Raw genomic sequence first — 19,042 nt, forward strand, 5'->3', positions numbered from 1 at the left:
TATTTCTCTCATATTCTATTTCAGATATCACTGCTTAAAGATCATGATAACCTACTATAACAACAATGAGTAGAGTTTAATTTATTTGATTAATGAACCATTTCACTGCTGTCCGGTTAAATAAAAAAAGCTAGTAATTTGCCTTTTATCTGTGCATAATGTGTTTACCACTAAACCATTACACAAAAGGAAATTACTAGCATGAAAAAGTATAGCACGGTGCTTGGCACATTGAATAGCGTCATTTCACGATATGATTTCAAGAAAATTGTCGATTTGCACGATGGAGATAAAGGAATACGGACCCTCTCCACAGATCTTCTTCTTAAAACAATGACCTATGCACAAGTTTCACAGGCATTCAGTCTGAATGAAGTCATAGCAACCATGCACTCCCAGCATGCTAAACTCTATCATGCCGGCATGGCGCCGGTAAAAAAATCCACTGTCGCTGATGCCCTGGCAAAACGCAGCAGTGATATCTTTAAGGATTTATTTTATCAGCTCCTTGGTCAGGCAGGTACAATGCATACGCCGAACCACCGTTTTCGCAATCCCTTGCAAATCATTGATGCCACGACAATCGACCTCTGCCTCTCGCGCTATGACTGGGCTCAGTTTCGTACAACAAAGGGGGCAATAAAACTGCACGCCAGCTATAACAGTGACAGCGCACTACCAAATTATGTACAGCTGAGTACCGGTAAACTCCATGAGACGAATACGCTTTTAGATTTTCCCCGCAAGAAGGGAGATATTATGGTTTTTGATCGGGGGTATAATAACTATAAGTCATTTCACAAATTGCAATTAGATGACGTTACATTCGTAACCAGATTAAAGAAGAATGCCAAGGTGAGAACAACTCTTGTATACCATAAGAATCCCGATGGGCCGGTACTTGAAGATGCTTGGATGAAGTTTACCCAAGATAGTGCCGAAGCAAACTATCCCGACCTGATCCGAGTGGTTACGTATAAAGATCCGGAGCATGGGAAGGTATACCGTTTTCTCACAAACAACTTCGACTTGCCAGCACATGAGATCGCGGATATTTATAAGGAACGCTGGCAGGTTGAGCTATTCTTTAAATGGATCAAGCAAAATCTGAAAATTAAAACTTTCTTCGGAACGAGTAAGAATGCAGTATGGAGTCAAATCTGGATAGCATTAATTGTGTATGTTCTCATTTGGATGATGAAGGTACTACATGGAATTGAATCGACGTTTCAAAAAATAATGCAGGTCCTCAAGTTAACCATTCTGGATCGCCGGGATATCTCCGAATTATTTCATCCGCCTCCACCTTCCCCTATTTCATCAAATCTTTGGCTTTTTGAGGGGGCTGGAAATTAAACCGGACAGCAGTGGAACCATTTATGAGATTATGCTTTTGTCTTCACTTGAGCTGTTATAGACTGAAGATATATAACACATATAAGGCCCCCCGCCGTCAAGGCACGTTAATAGCCCGGCCCCGAAATTATTCCGTTTCCAAAGTAGGTCGCTGACGAATTATGCCGAAAGTCATTCATTGTCTGAGGGGATTATTCTTCCCAGGGTTGCAGAACCTGTCTGCACCAAACACATATAGACGATCAGGCAGTCATTGCCAGCCGTAGAATTAATTCAGTACCCGTTTCAGCCTGATTCAAAAGAGGAGGTCGAAAGCAGAATGCCTTGCCTCAGTTACATATGCAGGTTCTGAAACGGTCAGACAAGCAAATGACCAACGGCATACTTCGTATTTGTAAAAAGGACACAGGATAGCTCACCAATCAATCGTGAGGGATTCAGCGAAACGGGTATCCTACAATGGAAATTTTTGGCGGTCGCAATGCCGCATTTTTATCTTCCATTAGAACACGACGCCCCACTATGGCGATCCAGTTATATGACAGGTTCAGCTATCCTGGTCCCGAAAAACCGTTCTGCATCAAATGTCTGCCGGTGTTTGAGTATATGGAAAACCAGACGTCCAAGTTTCTGCGCAATTATTGAAAGACTTTTCGCCCGGCCATATTTGGCAGAAAGACTTTGGTGCAAGCGTTTGGCTTCATCTCTTTCCCGGATGAGTAATACAGCTGCTTCACTGAATGCCCATTTCAGATGTGCATTTCCGATCTTATTATGACCTCCCTTGGATCGTTTCCCTGCAGATTCATGAGAGCATTTGACCAGGCGTGCATAGGAGATGAAATTGCCGACCTTTGGGAACCGCTCTATATCACCTATTTCATAGAGAATGGTAAGGGCAAGTACGGGACCTATTCCCGGAATTGAACGGAGAAGACTCAGTGCGTGCGCATCATCTGCCTTTGCATGGCGCATGACCGTCGATTCAATATCAAGAATTACCCGGTGATAATGATCAAGCAGATACTTGTCTGCGGTAATTGATTGGCGCACCGCTTCGGAATCGAATCGATCCTCGATTCCCTCTCGATTCGATGCACGCAGCAGATTCGCTTTGATGGGTATATTGTTGTACTGGGTATTTGTATTGGTGATGTGGCTTAAGAGCGCTGCACGGTGGTGAACGAAGAACTGCCGCCGACGCAGGAGGTCCCTGGTTGCCCGTTTTGCTTTTGGGTACGCATGGGCGAGGGGAAACATGCCTCCCCGAAGCATCGATGCAATTTTCATTGCATCAATTCGGTCATTCTTGGTTTTACCGCTGTGAATCGCTTTCATATAAAGGGCATGACCAAGGGCAAATGGGATCCGGTGCTCCTCACAGAAATCGGCTACCCAATACCAGCTGAACATGCATTCGACACCAATGACGATATCCGTACCGAACCGGTGAATAATGAGCGACAGCTCGTCTGGTGTGGTAGGATGGTTTCGGTGGTGATGGATTTCTCCGGATGAATCAATGACACAGATGTACATTTGCATGTAAATCGATACCGGCGTAGAATTTGTGCTGTTTTTTGTAGAACCTCATTAGGGCCTCCTAAATAAAAATTGGCGGCCGGCGCTTCGTACGCCGGTCAGCTCTTATAATTATGAGGCTAGGCCTCGCGGCTTACGACCTCCACGGGGGGCCTTAATGAGTATCAATCTTTCATACCAAAGGAGAACCCATGGCCAATTTATTCTTCGGAAAATTCAGTCAAAACTACCCGGAGCAAATAGAAGGAAAATTCTATGCCGCAGGTCCGGAGGGCACCAGTTGGTATGGAAACCTTCAACCGGGCGACTATGTGTTTCCCCTGTTCGGGGGAAAAGTTGCAGAACTGTGGAAAATGGACCGTTACGTGGAGCAAGCCGGTACCGATCGAAGACAAAAGGGACGTGCTGAATTCAAAGTGGTAAAAACCTTTCCCGAACCCATCGGCCTATCTGATGGATTTATTCCCTACAAGTATTTTGAACTCAATTTGAATATGCTCAACAAAAGTGTGAAGAGCGTGAAGAATTTAGGATTCCTCTCGATTACAACGACCACGGATGCACCAGAGCCCGAGAATATGGAGTTTCGTGAGGAGGATACAAGGAAGCTCTACACCGCTCCAGAATCGGCTATACCCGATTCTGGAAACTTCAAAGACGGCGATATCCGCGTACTCATCACAAACTCAGAAGATCAAAAGCCTGGATACATAGTAGAAATTCAGGAGTATCAGAACGGCAGCTTCAACCGATACGAACCTCTCATGTCCTTATACGAGGAGCGAAACCTCCCGGAAGAGCGCTATTCATTAAATGAGCTGCTAGAATGGTCACGTGAGGACGGAGCTACAAAAAAGGAAAAATATTTACGAGCTGTCATCGACGACCTAGAAGAGCGCGGAATATACCTGGCAGTGAGTGCTGTGGCATTGTATGACAATGTGCTCGTGGGAAGAAAGCGCAGTGCATCAAATAGCAAAGCCGAAAAATCTCGGGAAACAGCCCTGATGGCCGAGAGCACCGATCTTTCAGAAGATATCGATTCCTACGATATTTATCGGCAGCTACTCGAACATAACCCGAATATGATTCTCTATGGCCCTCCCGGAACCGGAAAGACGTATGCAATAGAGAAAATCATCGAAAACATGGAGCAGCATAGAACGGGAACCTACATAGATTTTCATACTATACAGGAAGATAAACGAGTGGAATTCCTCACCTTTCATCAATCCTTCTCCTATGAAGAGTTTGTAGAGGGAATCCGACCGGTCCTCGATGGATATGATTCGAGTGAACTGAATGCAAATACGTCCACCCTTGGATACCGGATTGAAGATGGTATTCTCAAACGACTTGCTTCACGGGCATCTGTGAACAGAGTAAAGGAGGAAGAGGCAGATATTCCCGCCGAGTTAAGCCCCGATAGCCAGGTGTACAAAATCTCCCTTGGTCGACGTCATGGAGAAGATGAGATTTATAAATTCTGTCGGGATAACAGCCTGATTGCCATCGGTTGGCTTGAGAGCCATGACCTGAGCGAGTGGGACTATGATAAAATCTTTGATTCATTAAAAAGTGAACGGGAGGAAGGTAGTCAAGCTCCCACCAACGATGCCAGCAGCGTCGATTTCTTTGTAAATCAAATCAGCACCGGGGATATCGTCGTTGTATACGACGGCAAGTATACAATACGGGATATCGTCGTTGTCTCAGAGGAGTACCGATACCTACCAGACTCCTCAAGCAGATATCCACATCGTCGAAAGGTCAAATGGCTGCGGCATTTTGAGAAGCCAGTTGATATCCGCAATATCAACAACGGCAAGCGGTTGACCATGAAGACCGTCTATCCTTTGAGGAATGTGGAAGTTTCAGACTTGGAACCATTCATAACAAAAATCGGAGCTGGCTCCGGGGAGCACAGCAACATCAAAAAAGCATTGCCACACTATCTGGTAATTGATGAAATAAACCGGGGAAACATTTCGAAAATTTTCGGCGAACTCATCACCCTTATCGAAGCAGACAAACGGGATAAGATCAGCGTACGCCTGCCCTACTCCCGTAAACCATTCACTCTCCCGAAGAACCTCTACATCATCGGGACCATGAATACCGCCGACCGATCCATCGCAATCATCGACACTGCCCTCCGGCGACGTTTTGTATTCATGGAAGTTGAGCCCGCACCTTCAGTACTGGCAATGAGCGACACCCCTTCTGTGGCCGGGAAAATCGACCTTGAGAAATTACTCACGGCATTGAATAAACGAATTGTGGAAAAGTTTGATCGTGATCACAGGATTGGACACGCATACTTCATGGATCTCAACAATCTCGAAGCATTCAGGATTACCTGGTACTACAAGATTATTCCCCTTCTGATGGAGTATTTTTACAATGACGGCAAAACCATATCCGAGATAATTGGCACTGCCTTTATCGATCCAATGACCTGTCAAGTAAAGCCGCTTTCGGGAAATGCTTTGATTGATTCAATACAAAAGATATACCAGAGAACAATCACAGCTCAATGATCACGATATATCAGGATTATCAATCAAATCTCGGATCGGGTTGGGAAAATCACCGGACGAATCTCCTGAGTTTCAAACAACTCATAGGTGATCAGAACCTCATCCTGCAGGCTGACGGAACACTACGCATTGCTCATTATGTGGGGTTTCTTTCAAAAGGAAATACACAGCTTCAAATTCTTCCAAAGATATTCGCCGGTGCATCATATCCAAATCCCTTGGAAGAACAACAGCAGGCAAGCCAGCTGCTGCATCGACTCCTGACCTGGTCGGACTTTATGAATTTCAAGGAACTCTCAGACAGTACAGTCACAGATGAAGAAGCATCCCTTCTGGAACAAATCATCAGACTATTTGTACATCGCTTCATTCGGCTGCATCAGCGGGATGTGCACCGAAACTACATTCATGAAGAGGATGAGCTGTTGTACATCCGAGGCAAAATCCTGTTCCCGGACTCGTTCTATACAGGACTGAAAAGGCCCGGATATCTGAAGAACAAATTCGATGAATTATCCATGGATAACCTTATAAACGGCACCATTAAGTCTACGCTCCAGATTATGCTCCTCAGCTCTCGGAGCATGAATAACAAACGGCTATTGCGGCAGGCCATTGGTTATCTGGAGGATGTCTCAGAACTGCCATTATCAATCGAGATCTTCAGTACTATTATCTTTAATCGGATGAATCAACAATATGAATCTCTAATCAATCTTGCAAAGCTTATATTTCAAGGCAGACAACCAGGTTTCGCTTCCGGTGGTCAGAAGTCGTTGAGCCTGCTGCTCCCTCTAAACCTACTGTTCGAGCAAACTGTGTATCATATGCTTGTAGATGCTTTTCGTGAGGAAGGAGGAGAAGTACGTTTTCAGGAGGGGAAATTCTGGGGGAAATCAACCGACCAACAATATCACTTTAAGCTAATCCCGGATTTCTGGGTTACAAAGGGTAAAAACATCACTCACATTCTGGATACAAAATTCAAAAACCCCATAAGCAGTGATGGTAAAATTGAATTATCAGCCGGGGATATGTACCAGCTCAATGCGTATGCATCAAGATTTCAATGCGATCAGCTCTCTCTCATTTACCCCCGATTTATTGGGCAACCAAACTTATCAGGAAGAGAAACGTGCATTGAAACCTATCGCTTGGTAAATTTCGATAAGGAAGTGACTCTGCGTGTCATTCAAATCGATATCATGAAGGAGAACCGGGAGGAGATTGTTGAGGATTTGCGGTTGGGACTCAGTCAATAGCAGGAGAAAGAGACTATGACAGAATTATCTCAATGTAATTTTTATAATCACTTGAATACGGCGGAAAAGTGTGCGATATTAATGCTAACAGTACCCATCACGCGACTCACCTATGGTGAAGCGGACCAGGATGGGTTCTTTCTTTTAAACCCTCCTTGGTAAACTCATGAGTCATTACAAAGCGCCACCTACTACAGTTGAAGAGCAAATTGCACTTCTTGAAAGCAGAGGGATGTTGATTAAAGATCATCATGTTGCCACTCAGTTTCTAAAACAAGTCAGTTATTATCGGTTCGCAGGATACGCACTTCCATTTGAAAAACATTTCCCGAGAAAACGTACACATCGATATAAACCTTCGACTTCATTTGAGATGGTAACTCAGTTATATGAGTTCGATCGGGATTTAAGAGGAATCCTGCTCCGCGCTATCGAACGCATTGAAATTACATTTCGTTCCCAGATCTGTTTCCATGCGGCAAACATCACAAAAGATTCACACTGGACCACTGATATGAGACAGTTTGATTCGCGTTTTGATTTCGCCAGATATATCGAGAAAATACAGATCGAAGTTGATCGATCAAGTGAGCCATTCATTGAATACTACCAGGAGACATATGATACACCGGAAATCCCCGCATCATGGATGCTCATCGAAATACTGGGCTTTGGAACGTGGTCAAGGGTATACAAAAGCCTCAGAAGTGATGACATTCGGAGGCGGGTTGCCGATTATTTCAGCATATCCTCACACCTGCTTGAATCCTGGATTGAGGCTATTACCATACTCAGAAACATTTGTGCACATCATGGGCGTACTTGGAACCGTGCATCTCTAACGCTACCGAAAATGACCAACAGAATGAAGCGGCTGTATCCAGAAAGCTCCATTTCCAGATCCCGCATAATTATTCTGCTTGATGTGATTCACGAACTACTTCAGCCAATTGCTGAATCACAATCTGCGTTTACCAATGAGATTTCAGAATTATTACTGAATTACCCGAGCATTCCACGCCACCCAATGGGAATGAATAGAACAGTCCCTAATTCAACTACAAATATCCGGGACCTTATTATCAGCTAATTCAGATCACACAGACAATTATGTGAACTTCTGCCATAGGTTTTTAACTTGACAAATCTCCACAACGTCATAATAATGTTTAATGAAAGGAATGAGAGCCTCCTTAGGCTTCAGCTTTCAATCGGCAATTTTTTGAACTGCCCTTGATCGATCCGCTACTGAACCCCATCAGTGGTCCTAATTGCACCAGTTAGGAGAAATAATGGATCTACCAATCCCCGAACAAGACATTCTATTTTTTGAAGATGACTTCAATCATCTATCACAGGAATTTATCGATTGGGTTTGTGAAAAAGTGCTTCCAGACTACGATGCCTCGGACCCAATTGAATACAGGGATAATAAACAGCAGGTCGAAACTGCGCTTCACCATTTCAACACAACATTAGCGATAGCCCGCATAGAGAAAAATGAATGGCTGAAGCATGTGTTCTGTCTGATTCAAAATAACGAAACTGGACACGAATGGATTCATGGACTAATTACCGGATTAGCCAACAGTTTAGACTGGGCAACCTTTTATGCAGCTAGTGAGACAGCATCTCTGTTACTTCAGCTATATAAATGCAACCAACTCGATGGATTAATAGCCTCCCCAAAGGTTCCTGATGAAATCGTTAGCTGGTTTCAGCAACTTCCATTGGAATGGAGGATCAGGCTATACAATAAATCCACATCAATTCGCCCCCAATTCGCCGTATACGAAGACATTGATGTGCGTGAAGAACAATGGAGACAGAAATTCCTGCTGAAGATCATCAGTCCGCCCCACTATCGAGTGATAAACACCACGGACACAAATGAATTCCTGGAAATTTTGACTTCCGATCCAAAAAGCAATTTCGCAACTTTGATACTTCTACAGATCATGGATCCGTCGAAGACCCGGGTTCTTATAAGCAACCTTGAAATTCCAGTGCTGCTGCAATTTGCGCAGCATGGCTATTCAGGTTGCGCTATCCAGGAACACCTTGATTTGCTGGTTACAAAATCCGAAGCAGGGAAACTGTGGGGAAAGAACATACTCTCGCAATTCTGGGCTGCGTTCTACATCGATGACGATGCCACATCGGACATTATAACCATGATCTCCGATGCAATTGAAAATCAGATTATAAAAGCACCTCTTGAAGACATATTGAACCTGGTTTTTGAACAAAACGCATTTGAGTACACGATGACATCAATAAGTGCGGATCAATCTGCAGATGCGCTCCTGGAAATCCTCTGGAATCTATTTGATGAATCTCAATCTGAAAGAGAACTCGAATCATGGCTCCGGAATCGAAACCCGATGTTAGATCAATATGGTGAATTTGCAACGAAATTTCTTCGAGACATTGCAGCCAATACAGATAGTCTTTATCCCTATTATTCACTTCTGCAATCTTCGAACCATTTTCTATACGATAATGGCAATACGGGCATTTTATCCGAGAATATGCTAGAATGGGCAAATACTTCAGCCGACAACATATACAAGTTGCTCACCCTCGACTGCGAAACATGGGTCATCGGAGGATACTCTCGCGAGATGTGGGTTGGAGATGTACTGCTGCACTGGACGCAATATGTTCTGAAACTTGACACCGATTCACCTGTAGAAATCCGGTCAGCCTTCGCAAGGGAATTAATACAATCACAGGATTTTGGAAAATCAATCCCGATTTTCAATGCATCAGTAAGCATACTGGAAGACAGTTTCCCTGCAGATGTCTTCATCAGTAACATGGGAGATGGGCAGAGAATCATCCTTCAAACCCTTTTGGCCTGCAAACCCGATTTTGAACACCCGTACCTTGATCTCATGACTTCATTCGATCCTATTTTACAGGTTTCAAAACTACACTTGGATAATCCTCAATTGAAACCCACAAGTCTTTGTACACAGTATTATTCGCAGAGCAGCAAATACGGAAATATCCTGCCTCTCACATTCTGGACCAGCATGAGGATTGATGTTTCAGATGCTCTGGCGATCTGTCTGTCAAAAGATATTCAGGAGAGATCACCCAATATCTTTGCGGCTGTTATTGCATGGCAATCACGATTCCAGATCAGAAAGTTTTTAGATGAAAAGCCCGACGTGTATGATCACATATTGTCTTCAGATCTCTTCAGAGAGGTGAGATCGCTGCTCAGGATCATCTTTGCTTCAGATGAAATCGATGAAGAGCATTTTTCTAATGAGAAAATCATCAACCGTTATCCGGGTATCATAGATGAAGCACGTCAGGTACTCATACAACTGCGCAGAAGTATAAAGACAGGAAACCATGCCGATTTGCCCGAATCGTACATTGTGGATCCTGCAATGAATATTGTTGCCACTTTGGATTCTTGTTGGGAAGCATGGCGGCAACTGATGATGGCATTTCGCACCTTAACAACGCCTGCAGTCAATAGTTCGCTGGAACCACGACCTACCAACGCGGAAGATGAGTTACTCGATAATGTTGGCACGATAATTGTCAACGCCGTCAAGCGCTGTGTTCGCATTGCAAAACTTAAAGGAGAGCTCGAGGATCTTCGGCGATTATTCGCAGTAGATTTATCCAAGAAGCTTGGAAAACTGAAAACAGATCGCAGTGAAAATAGCCAGATCTCATTACCGGTCCATGATGAACCTGGATTCGATTCGAACCTGAAAGAACCCGATCCTATCTGGCGCATAGCAACTATCCGCGCTCTCATGGATCTCGATATCAAAATGTCAGGAAAGAATCACTCAGTTATAGCAGTTCTCAAAAAAGTTGAAGAAACAGATCCATCTGAGAAAGTTCAAGAAACCGCACACCAAGTCTATGCGGAACTTAATCGCATGAGAACAGCAAAAAAGAATGGCTCACCGTGGCGGATGTTGCATCAGGCGTGGTGGTGGATGCGCTATGCTCACCGGCACTCCCTCAACCTCCACTACGATAAGCAAGGAGCAGAAAAACTACGAACTAATGAATTTCGCTAAATAGCCAAAGGTCGCCAGACTACGGAGCCTATCATAGCTCACCTTGAGTTGGCCCTTGAAAATCTCACACTAAGGAGAAGTGTATGCAAAAGAGATTTTCCGGGTCACCGGATATCATTTCACAAAGATCAGAACGAATAACAGGACTTTGCATCAGCCAACACGCAAAGGAGCGAATGATCAGCCGCCAAATCTCGAAGAAAGACGTCGAGCGTGTCCTCCGACACGGTCTGATAGATGACACAAGAGATGATCGTGTCGTCAGATACATCCCCGAATCACCATTTTACCAGGTTCAGTCCCAAAAGCTGGAGGGACTGAGAGGATGCCGTGTCATTGTCTCCCGTGATGGAGTGATTGTAACGGTAATGTGGAAGGAGGATGACGTATGAATATCCTGATCATCTCTTTCGATATACATAAACCGGAACACCCCGTTCGAAATCTTGCTATGGGAAATCTCTTATCGGCATGGAAACAGACAGTACCGAACGCAAATATCGAACACCAAAGTATTAATTGCATTGACCCTGAGTTTGATCTCAATTCTATGGTTCAGAAGCTTTTCGAAAGGAGAAAATTCTACTCGGAAGATTTTGTTGCATTTGCTGTCGCAATCTGGTCCGAACGATATGTACTTCAAGCAACAAAAATCCTGCAACGCCTGGGCTTTTCAGGCCAGTTTATCTTCGGGGGGTATCAAATCACAGGAACAGACCCAGATTCACTAACAGCAACCTATCCGGAAAACAGCATCTTCGTACGAGGATTTGGGGAGTCTGCGCTGCAACACATCCTTGACTGTTCACCCAATTCAGAATGTAAGCAGACAGTTTTCTGCTTCAATGAGCTTTCGGATTTTCCCCAGCCATACACGGACGGTTCAATCCAGTTTACAGATTCCGTAACGTCTGCAAATATTGAATCGAAGAGAGGCTGTCCATATGCCTGTAGTTATTGTGCTCACGATACGGTACATAATCGCCAAATTTATGAGAAGTCTGTCACACACTCCATAGAAGAGATTGCGTTGCTGGTATCCCACGGTCTGAAGAAAATCAACATTATCGATCCTGTATTTAACACGGGAAGATCTTATATGGAAATTGCTCACTGGATCTCAACATCAGCAAGTTCAGATACTCAATACACAGTCCAATATAAATTACGGGATAACATGAAAAAATTTCTTCAGTACTGTAGCTCTGGGAAAATACACCTAGAAATAGGCATTCAAAGTCTGGATTCCAATGTGCTTGCGAACATAAATCGCTCGGAAAAACCGGAGGTCACATTAAATAGATTGAAGGAGGTTGCAAATTTCACTTCCTGCGAGGTGAGTATCATATACGGATTGCCTGGACAGACACTCAAATCATTTGAAGACACCGTCAACAGGCTCCAGCGGATCAAGAACGTGATAATTAAAGCTTATCCACTAATGTTGCTGCCTGGGACTCAACTCCATCATCAAAGGGAGAAGTGGAAGTATGAGGAACGAATGGACTCTTCAGGAATCCCCTATGTATCAAAATCAACTAGTTTTTCCAAGGCTGCGTATCAAAAAATGGAAGAGATTGCATTGAATATAAAATAAGCCAGTTGAACTTAGTGATAGTGAAAAAACTACTCAAATAATAGTGCTGGCTGCGATATGAATTCGCTCGGGCCATTGCTTAAGCCATAAAGCTTGTTGTAAGGAAGGCATGTTTAAACGTGGATGTTTAACCCGAATGTACATATTGGGAGAAATGTTATTGAGATAATCCGTGGGCCAATTCAATGATTGTTTCACAAGCTCACACTCTATTCTGAATTGCTCTTTCTCCCATAGAGAATCAAGCGTCGAGTTGTTTCGCTTGAGCAACAATGTCGACAATTTACCCGGACAATCGAAAGTATCAACCTCAAGAAGAATAATAGAATTACCCAGGAGCTTAATATGATGACTCAGAATCAATCGATCCGATCCATCATCTAGGCAATACTTTGAATACCTACTTAATGCTGGCAGGGGGTGAGCACCAGAAGATATATGCTGCACATCTGCTCGTTGACATAATTTATTTATCATCATATTAAACTGAGTAAAGCTGGTGACATGATTATAATCAACATCATTTGCAAGAATTTCGATACCGGCAAATTCCGCAGGTTTAGCAGCACCAAACACACTTGACTCATTTGTAGATACTTCAACGATGGATGATTCAGTAAAATCTTCATCAGTTTCTATTCCAGTTCCGGCAGTGCGTTTTTTGCCTCTTCCAGATCTCCTGATGGCAATCGGATGACGGAATTGGAATTTCACTTGGGGAGCTTCGATCTCTTGAAGGCCTTGATCTGGATTCGGGGTTTGATCATTATCTATCTCAATCTCCGCACCGGGAGCAGAACCTTTTGAGTCTGCACCTCGACCTCCAGAAAAACTCATAGACAGTTTTGGATCTATAAATTCTACTTCTGCTGGAGAATCACTTTTAAGATTTGAAATTGAGTGGATTTCCCAACCGAAAAATACCTTCAGATCCTTATCTAATCTCCCATGGACTATTAGTTTCACGTCCTTTAGTGAGGGGGGATCAAATCGAAAATTCCACTTTCGGTAATTTTTCGAGACAGTGCTATTTTCTACTATATTTGTGAAAATGCTTTCATATGATCTGCGTGCGTCCTTATCAAATAGAAGCCAGGAAAGATGCTGCAAACTCGGATTATGCCGCCGAATATTACTCGGCAAATTAGAATTTGGTAGAATATTTATATAACTTTGGGAAGATGATTCTTCGACGGAAATATCAAATTCTTCTGCCAAACCATTCTGTTTCATGGATAGACTCGAAAGGTATGCGCTGTTAAAGAATAGAGCTCGAGCTAATTCAAATTGAGGTAAGTAGCATTTTATATCTCCATAATCGAAAACAAAACAAAGTTGTTCTCCATCTCCATCCGAAGAAATACCAGGGAGCTCAAAATCACTTATGCTACAAGATTTCCATTCCCGAGCATCCGTAATGAAAATGTTTTTTTTATATCCTGCAGTTTTAGAAGCGTGACTTGGATTTAGAATCCTCCGACGCGCAAGCAAATGAATTTCTGAAAGATATGCGTAGCCTCTACTCTTTGAATCTCTAAGATTGATATTCAATTTCCAGTCCGAATCTCGATGTGATCTAAAAAAAGACCCGATCCCATAGACTGTGGAGTCTTTAGCTATGCCTTTTAATTTCATAATCCTCTAGAAGTAGCCGATCTAAGTATAATCTTGCCATATCAGTCAATCGTTCATCACTCAACCCAGCCTTTCGCATTAAACGCCATCTGGGTGGCTTAGTATACTCACTGAGTAAAGAATCATAAGCATTTTCTATTCGACGAATCTGGTATGCACTTACATCTTCTGCATGGTTTTCTATAAAATTCCTGACCAGCGGTAACCGATTCAAATTCTTCTCAAGGGTTGAGGGTGAATCCGACTGTTTCAATAAAAAGCGCTTTGAGCGCCTGGGCGAAAATCTATTTTCGGATACAAACTTATATGCATCCATTAATTCTATATAATATTTTTGATCCCGCGCAGGCCAGTCAACTCTTGACCTATTTCCGCTGCTTCGATCGAACCGCTTGTCCGAATTAACAGTTATCAACCATTTATGATCAGCTCTATACAATCTGGCATATAGTGCTTTATCGTACATCCTAGCCTGCTTTGGAGAAAGATTCTCGAGAAGTGATAGCCACGTAGTCTGATCTGTTGAAAGAGTATGGATTAATGAATCTGTTTCGCATGTTGTCCGCTGATAGCTGATCACCGGAATTCGTTGGACACGATGAAGAACTTCCTTAATATTCCAATCCTCTCCTAATAACGCCTGGTGAACCACAATATGCTGTAGAAAACTGAAACTCTTCCTATGCTTTCGGAAAATCGCCCGCATCCACGACGTATCACTATTATCAAAGTCGTCAATCAATAAATTATTGTCCTGCAAAAAGCTACGAGACCAGCATTCGTTGATTTTCCCATAGATTCCCTCATGATCAATTTGTCTTGAACCTCGTCTATAACCTAAGGAATAAGCCAGAGTATGATAGTACTCGGTCCACTGAGAGAATGATGGGGAGGATAGTTCCGGCAGACCCAACAATATTCTTACCTGTTCATTAACAGCAAGTAAAAGAGGATCTATTTTTTTTTGATAAAATGATGGACACAAAGCAGGCGAAGCAGCTATAAAACGATGCCGAGCCGCTTGGGGTCGGGAAATTTGAGTGTTGATTAACTGCCCATGTTTGGTACAAAAATTTATGCCAGGTACCTGCCATTCCCTAATCCAATAATATTCTCCGTGGATATTAAATTGTTCCCTCATACAAGCCGGACAATATCTCACGTACTTTGACGTCTTGACGACAGAAGCCGCTACACCCAATGCAAGATGTGCAGATCCATAACTCGATTTCTTCATCCAGTTTAAACATCTCCGTCTATTCTCCTCCGGGACAAACGGTGCATATAACGGAAATAATGTATTTTCATAGATCAATCGCTCTACGGTATAGGACTCCGTCAGCCAGTTTGCTACTTGATCCAAATGGGATGGTAAATCTATAGTAGCAATTACCATTCTGCTGCCAAACACCTCATCGAGTAGTTGCTTAGGACTCTGAATCCCCTGCCTGACTCCAGCTCGGGCAATCACACTGTACAGCAGTTCATCACGATAGGGCAGAGGAAAATTAAGCATTATTTTTACCCATACGTATCAATCCATGCATCAGTATCAAACATTACACCTGAGCTTTTGAGTATTTCTACAAACTCATCTGTATTATCAGCTTGACTGGAAACGAAACGCAAATCATCAGTTTCCAATGTATGCCAGTCTTTTGGGTGAATAATCTTGTAGGTGGAACCCGATTTTTTTTCTGGTTTTGTTTGCTCAGCACTCTTATACCATTCGATAACTATCGGCATTATGTCTTTGAGCTCAACAGATGGATTATCCCTGAAAGCTTTAGATACAAGAGGCTCGAGCAGTGTAGATTCAAAACCCATATCTACTAATTGTCGATATAATCGTATAGCACTACTGTTGTTTTCAAATTTAGGTTCTGAATTTACTTTTGCCACCTGCTTTTGAACTAATATAGACAATTCGATAATTTTTTTATCGATATGTGGAATTGTCAGATCCGAGTATTTAGCTATTCTTTCTTTCAAACCAGAGCGCAGCGCGTCTATCATTGGATGGATAGGCTTCAACTCATCCTCATAGACTTTTCGCATCAGCTTTGGAGTAATTCGCTCTATACCTGAAACAACCGCGCGCATTTGTGATAAAACGTATAGCTTAATTACTACGTCCATTATGCCCTGTGAAAGATCAAACCAAGTTTCACTTATTTCTGTTGATAGCACCGGGTCAGCTTTTGTAAGCCACTGCAATTTCCACAGTCGGTTTGTAAATCTACCCCACTCAGTCTTATCTATTTTTACTTCAAAATCCGGTCTTGCTAATGGCTCCCATAATAAAGCACCAAAACCCGACGCTCGACGGGCAGATCGCAAATCTAACTCAAAAATCGGTTGAGCCTTTGGTGTACCGACCATTAATACGGGTATGGATATTGTATTCACCAAAGTAACAAAGAAATTCAACATTTTTTCTGCACCACCCGAGCGTTTGGTACTGAGATGTTGAATTTCATCTATTACAAGCAAACCAATGGCATATGTGTTCGCTATTTGAGCCATCAAGGCAATCAATGTTTCTACGCCATGCCGCTTTCTTACATAACGATCTACGTAATTTTCATGAAGTACCTCATCGAGCGCTCTGAAAAAATTATGACAAAGACTTTTCAGAGAGCCATCATAAGGACAATCGATCTTGAGAAATACTATCTGAGTAAAATTATATTTTTGATGATAAATTACCTGCGGATATGTCGCCAAAATTCTGTTGATGCTGGCAGTCTTCCCTGAGCCGGAACAACCAATGAAAGTCATACTTTTTGCGGTGGATTCAACATGCTCAAATCTTTGAACTTCCAGATCACCTTTCATCAATCGCTCATAGCCATTCTGAATGTGGACATTATGTCCTCCATCAATCAGATTTCGGCCTATATATCCTTGTCGAATCATCAACGAAATTTTCATTTCCAGTTCAATATGTCGTGTGAGAGGTTGAAAGAAATGATCAATCAACTGAGCGATTGCATGAATTCTTTTATTACCATCCAAATAAATTTCAGAAGCCCGAAAATTTATTTGATTTTTGAGAGTAGCACTTACTTGAGTAGCATTTTTAATCGGTGGCAGGCATTCTATAAAAGGATTATTTCTGTATTGATCTATAATAGACTCAACATATTCTGCCTGAATCCAACCATCATATAAGTTCATTCATCATCCTCAAATAAGATATCACTTAAATCGGGATAAGATGCATCATCATCCTCTACATTCTCAGATTCATCTCGGGGAAACTGAATGATTTCCGTCTGATTGTCATCCGTTGCCTTTTTAGTTGAGTTCTCTTTCCGGGCAGTTCTTTCTCTATTTAGCTCAATTTCTCGTGCATTCTGTATTCCGGAAATTCGTTCCCGTTTACTCAAATCTATATTGCTGGGGCGCTGCTCCACAGCACCCTTTATAGTTTCCTGTATGAGTTTTTCCAATTCTCGTTTTTTCTGCCTTGCGGGAACCTTTGCTTTCGCATTAGTGTTTCTGACTTCTCTTATTCGGGCCTTCATTTCCCACAATGTAATACCCCTAAATTCTCTAGAACGATCTGTGAGGAAGCACTCCCAATAATTATTTTTCCCCGGTTCCGGAAAGAAAAATATCCTATCCACGGATACTGGATCATAGGCAGCCATGAAAGAACTTGACAGCTTGCGTTCCGTCCTAAGAAGCCAACCAGACTTAACTAGCTCAGCTGATGAATAATAAGCGCCGAAAAACCGAATTCCATAATCTGAGATAGTAACTACTTTACGAGGCAGTAAAGCAATCCGAACACTATCTTCATTTACTGCACGTAAGCGTCCGCTTTTATGTTGGATTCCCCAATTCCAAATATTAATAGGGACTGATGGCATATCAGTAGGCATTTGGTATTCCCTGTCATAGTTTTCGAGCACAGAATAGCGGTTTCTATAAATTATGGAACTTACTATAATGGTCGTAAATTCACTCAATGTAAGCGCTGACTCAAGTCGATAGTCTTCACCGCCTTCCTTTTTTATTTTTGTTTTCTCCACAGCCCCTGGAGCAATCTTTTTGAAGTCAGCTTGGAGAGTTCGAAAATTCCGCTCTACTACACCTTTTGCATCTCCACGAAATGAAGGTGTGGTATCAAAGCGCACATTGAAAGCATTCTCCAAGAATTCTGCTTGATGGGACATCAGTTCACCTTTATCGGCAAGAATAGCATCTGGCAAGCCTATAGCTGGCCAATCCTCACTTGAATAGGCAATGGGTAAGAGCTTGAAAAGCTTTTCCTTATCGATTATCGCTAATTCTAATGCCAGCATCGCAGTTATATAAGAAGGATTTTCCAAACCAATGTAAAAACCGACTATAAGTCGACTATATGCATCAACGACTACATAGATTGTTGGACGCCCGATAATTTCCCGTCGATCTGAAGATACTAAATAAATATCTGCAATTGTTGCGTCTATCTCATATATCGCGCCAGGTCCATGGAGATTCGCTGCTACGGTACTGTGTAGTTGCCGGATATCTTTACGGAATTTTATTTTCCCAGCTCTTTTACGGATTGATTCCTCATTCGCGTATTCTCGCTCATAAAAATACCGAAGCTGGGCTAAGGTAGGATAATCTTCCTTTTTGATATGTCGATGTGAAGTCTCATACATATCCTCAAATCGACGATGGGCGAATGCAAGGGAATGTTTCTTTTCTGAAAGATAATGCTGATCCAGTACAGCACGAAACATCCTTTCGATCTCTACATCTATGATGACACCATCACCCGGTGTCGTAGTTCGGGGTCTACCTAATTTTGTAGCCCCTGCAGTTCGTTTTTTTCCTGGTCCACCAGATTTATCATAATCAGGCAATAGTGCATTAGGCGTACATCCTCTCTGCCAATATTTTCTTAATAGACTGTAAATCGTTTTAATAGCAACATCGTTTCTTTCTGCGATTTTACGAACCAAAGGTCCTCGTAATCTTTTACCTGAATCCGTATAAAAGAAACGGCAACCCAAACCCAACTCAATGAGGTATAATGGTTTACGCGAATAGACC

At 42.6% G+C, this 19,042-nt stretch carries 11 protein-coding genes and 1 pseudogene; 7 read left to right on the forward strand and 5 right to left on the reverse strand.

Annotated features, from left to right (window positions below; translation table 11 throughout):
* Window positions 1-201 precede the first annotated feature (201 nt).
* Window positions 202-1,356, forward strand: coding sequence for an IS4 family transposase (locus L21SP2_RS12515; RefSeq protein ID WP_024268319.1), 1,155 nt, complete (start codon window positions 202-204; stop codon window positions 1,354-1,356).
* A 534-nt stretch (window positions 1,357-1,890) separates the two neighbouring features.
* On the opposite strand, the pseudogene L21SP2_RS12520 reads toward L21SP2_RS12515, so the two are convergent.
* Window positions 1,891-2,950, reverse strand: a pseudogene (locus L21SP2_RS12520) (IS110 family RNA-guided transposase).
* Window positions 2,951-3,314: 364 nt separating this feature from the next.
* Here L21SP2_RS12520 and L21SP2_RS19080 point away from each other — a divergent pair.
* From L21SP2_RS19080 to L21SP2_RS12550, 6 genes are all read left to right on the forward strand, one after another.
* Window positions 3,315-5,438, forward strand: a complete 2,124-nt coding sequence (locus L21SP2_RS19080) for an AAA family ATPase (RefSeq protein ID WP_280113255.1) — start codon at window positions 3,315-3,317, stop codon at window positions 5,436-5,438.
* Window positions 5,435-6,700 (forward strand): McrC family protein, encoded by a 1,266-nt coding sequence (locus L21SP2_RS12530; protein ID WP_024268909.1) that lies wholly within the window; start codon window positions 5,435-5,437, stop codon window positions 6,698-6,700. Before L21SP2_RS19080 ends, L21SP2_RS12530 begins: the two co-directional genes overlap by 4 nt.
* 166 nt (window positions 6,701-6,866) lie before the next feature.
* Window positions 6,867-7,790 carry an Abi family protein gene (locus L21SP2_RS12535; RefSeq protein WP_081719616.1) on the forward strand — a complete coding sequence of 308 codons (924 nt, stop codon included), beginning with the start codon at window positions 6,867-6,869 and terminating at the stop codon, window positions 7,788-7,790.
* Between the two features lie 202 nt (window positions 7,791-7,992).
* Window positions 7,993-10,755 (forward strand): hypothetical protein, encoded by a 2,763-nt coding sequence (locus L21SP2_RS12540; protein WP_024268911.1) that lies wholly within the window; start codon window positions 7,993-7,995, stop codon window positions 10,753-10,755.
* Between the two features lie 83 nt (window positions 10,756-10,838).
* A complete protein-coding gene (locus tag L21SP2_RS19280; RefSeq protein ID WP_041401572.1) occupies window positions 10,839-11,147 on the forward strand; it encodes a DUF4258 domain-containing protein in 309 nt (102 codons plus the stop codon).
* On the forward strand, window positions 11,144-12,352 hold the full coding sequence (locus L21SP2_RS12550; RefSeq protein ID WP_024268912.1) for a B12-binding domain-containing radical SAM protein: 1,209 nt from the start codon (window positions 11,144-11,146) through the stop codon (window positions 12,350-12,352). Before L21SP2_RS19280 ends, L21SP2_RS12550 begins: the two co-directional genes overlap by 4 nt.
* 33 nt (window positions 12,353-12,385) lie before the next feature.
* Here the strand turns inward: L21SP2_RS12550 and L21SP2_RS12555 are convergent, their stop codons facing one another.
* The 4 genes from L21SP2_RS12555 to L21SP2_RS12570 are packed head-to-tail and all read right to left on the reverse strand — an operon-like array spanning window position 12,386 to window position 18,951.
* Window positions 12,386-13,987, reverse strand: a complete 1,602-nt coding sequence (locus L21SP2_RS12555) for a Tn7-like element transposition protein TnsE (RefSeq protein WP_024268913.1) — start codon at window positions 13,985-13,987, stop codon at window positions 12,386-12,388.
* The gene (locus L21SP2_RS12560) at window positions 13,965-15,503 is read right to left on the reverse strand and encodes a TnsD family Tn7-like transposition protein (RefSeq protein ID WP_024268914.1); all 1,539 of its coding nucleotides are present in this window, start codon (window positions 15,501-15,503) and stop codon (window positions 13,965-13,967) included. Before L21SP2_RS12560 ends, L21SP2_RS12555 begins: the two co-directional genes overlap by 23 nt.
* A gap of 5 nt (window positions 15,504-15,508) precedes the next feature.
* Window positions 15,509-17,167 (reverse strand): AAA family ATPase, encoded by a 1,659-nt coding sequence (locus tag L21SP2_RS12565; protein ID WP_024268915.1) that lies wholly within the window; start codon window positions 17,165-17,167, stop codon window positions 15,509-15,511.
* A complete protein-coding gene (locus L21SP2_RS12570) occupies window positions 17,164-18,951 on the reverse strand; it encodes a Mu transposase C-terminal domain-containing protein (protein WP_144083005.1) in 1,788 nt (595 codons plus the stop codon). Before L21SP2_RS12570 ends, L21SP2_RS12565 begins: the two co-directional genes overlap by 4 nt.
* Window positions 18,952-19,042: the final 91 nt, after the last annotated feature.

It is taken from the genome of Salinispira pacifica (assembly GCF_000507245.1).
Classification (GTDB): domain Bacteria; phylum Spirochaetota; class Spirochaetia; order DSM-27196; family Salinispiraceae; genus Salinispira; species Salinispira pacifica.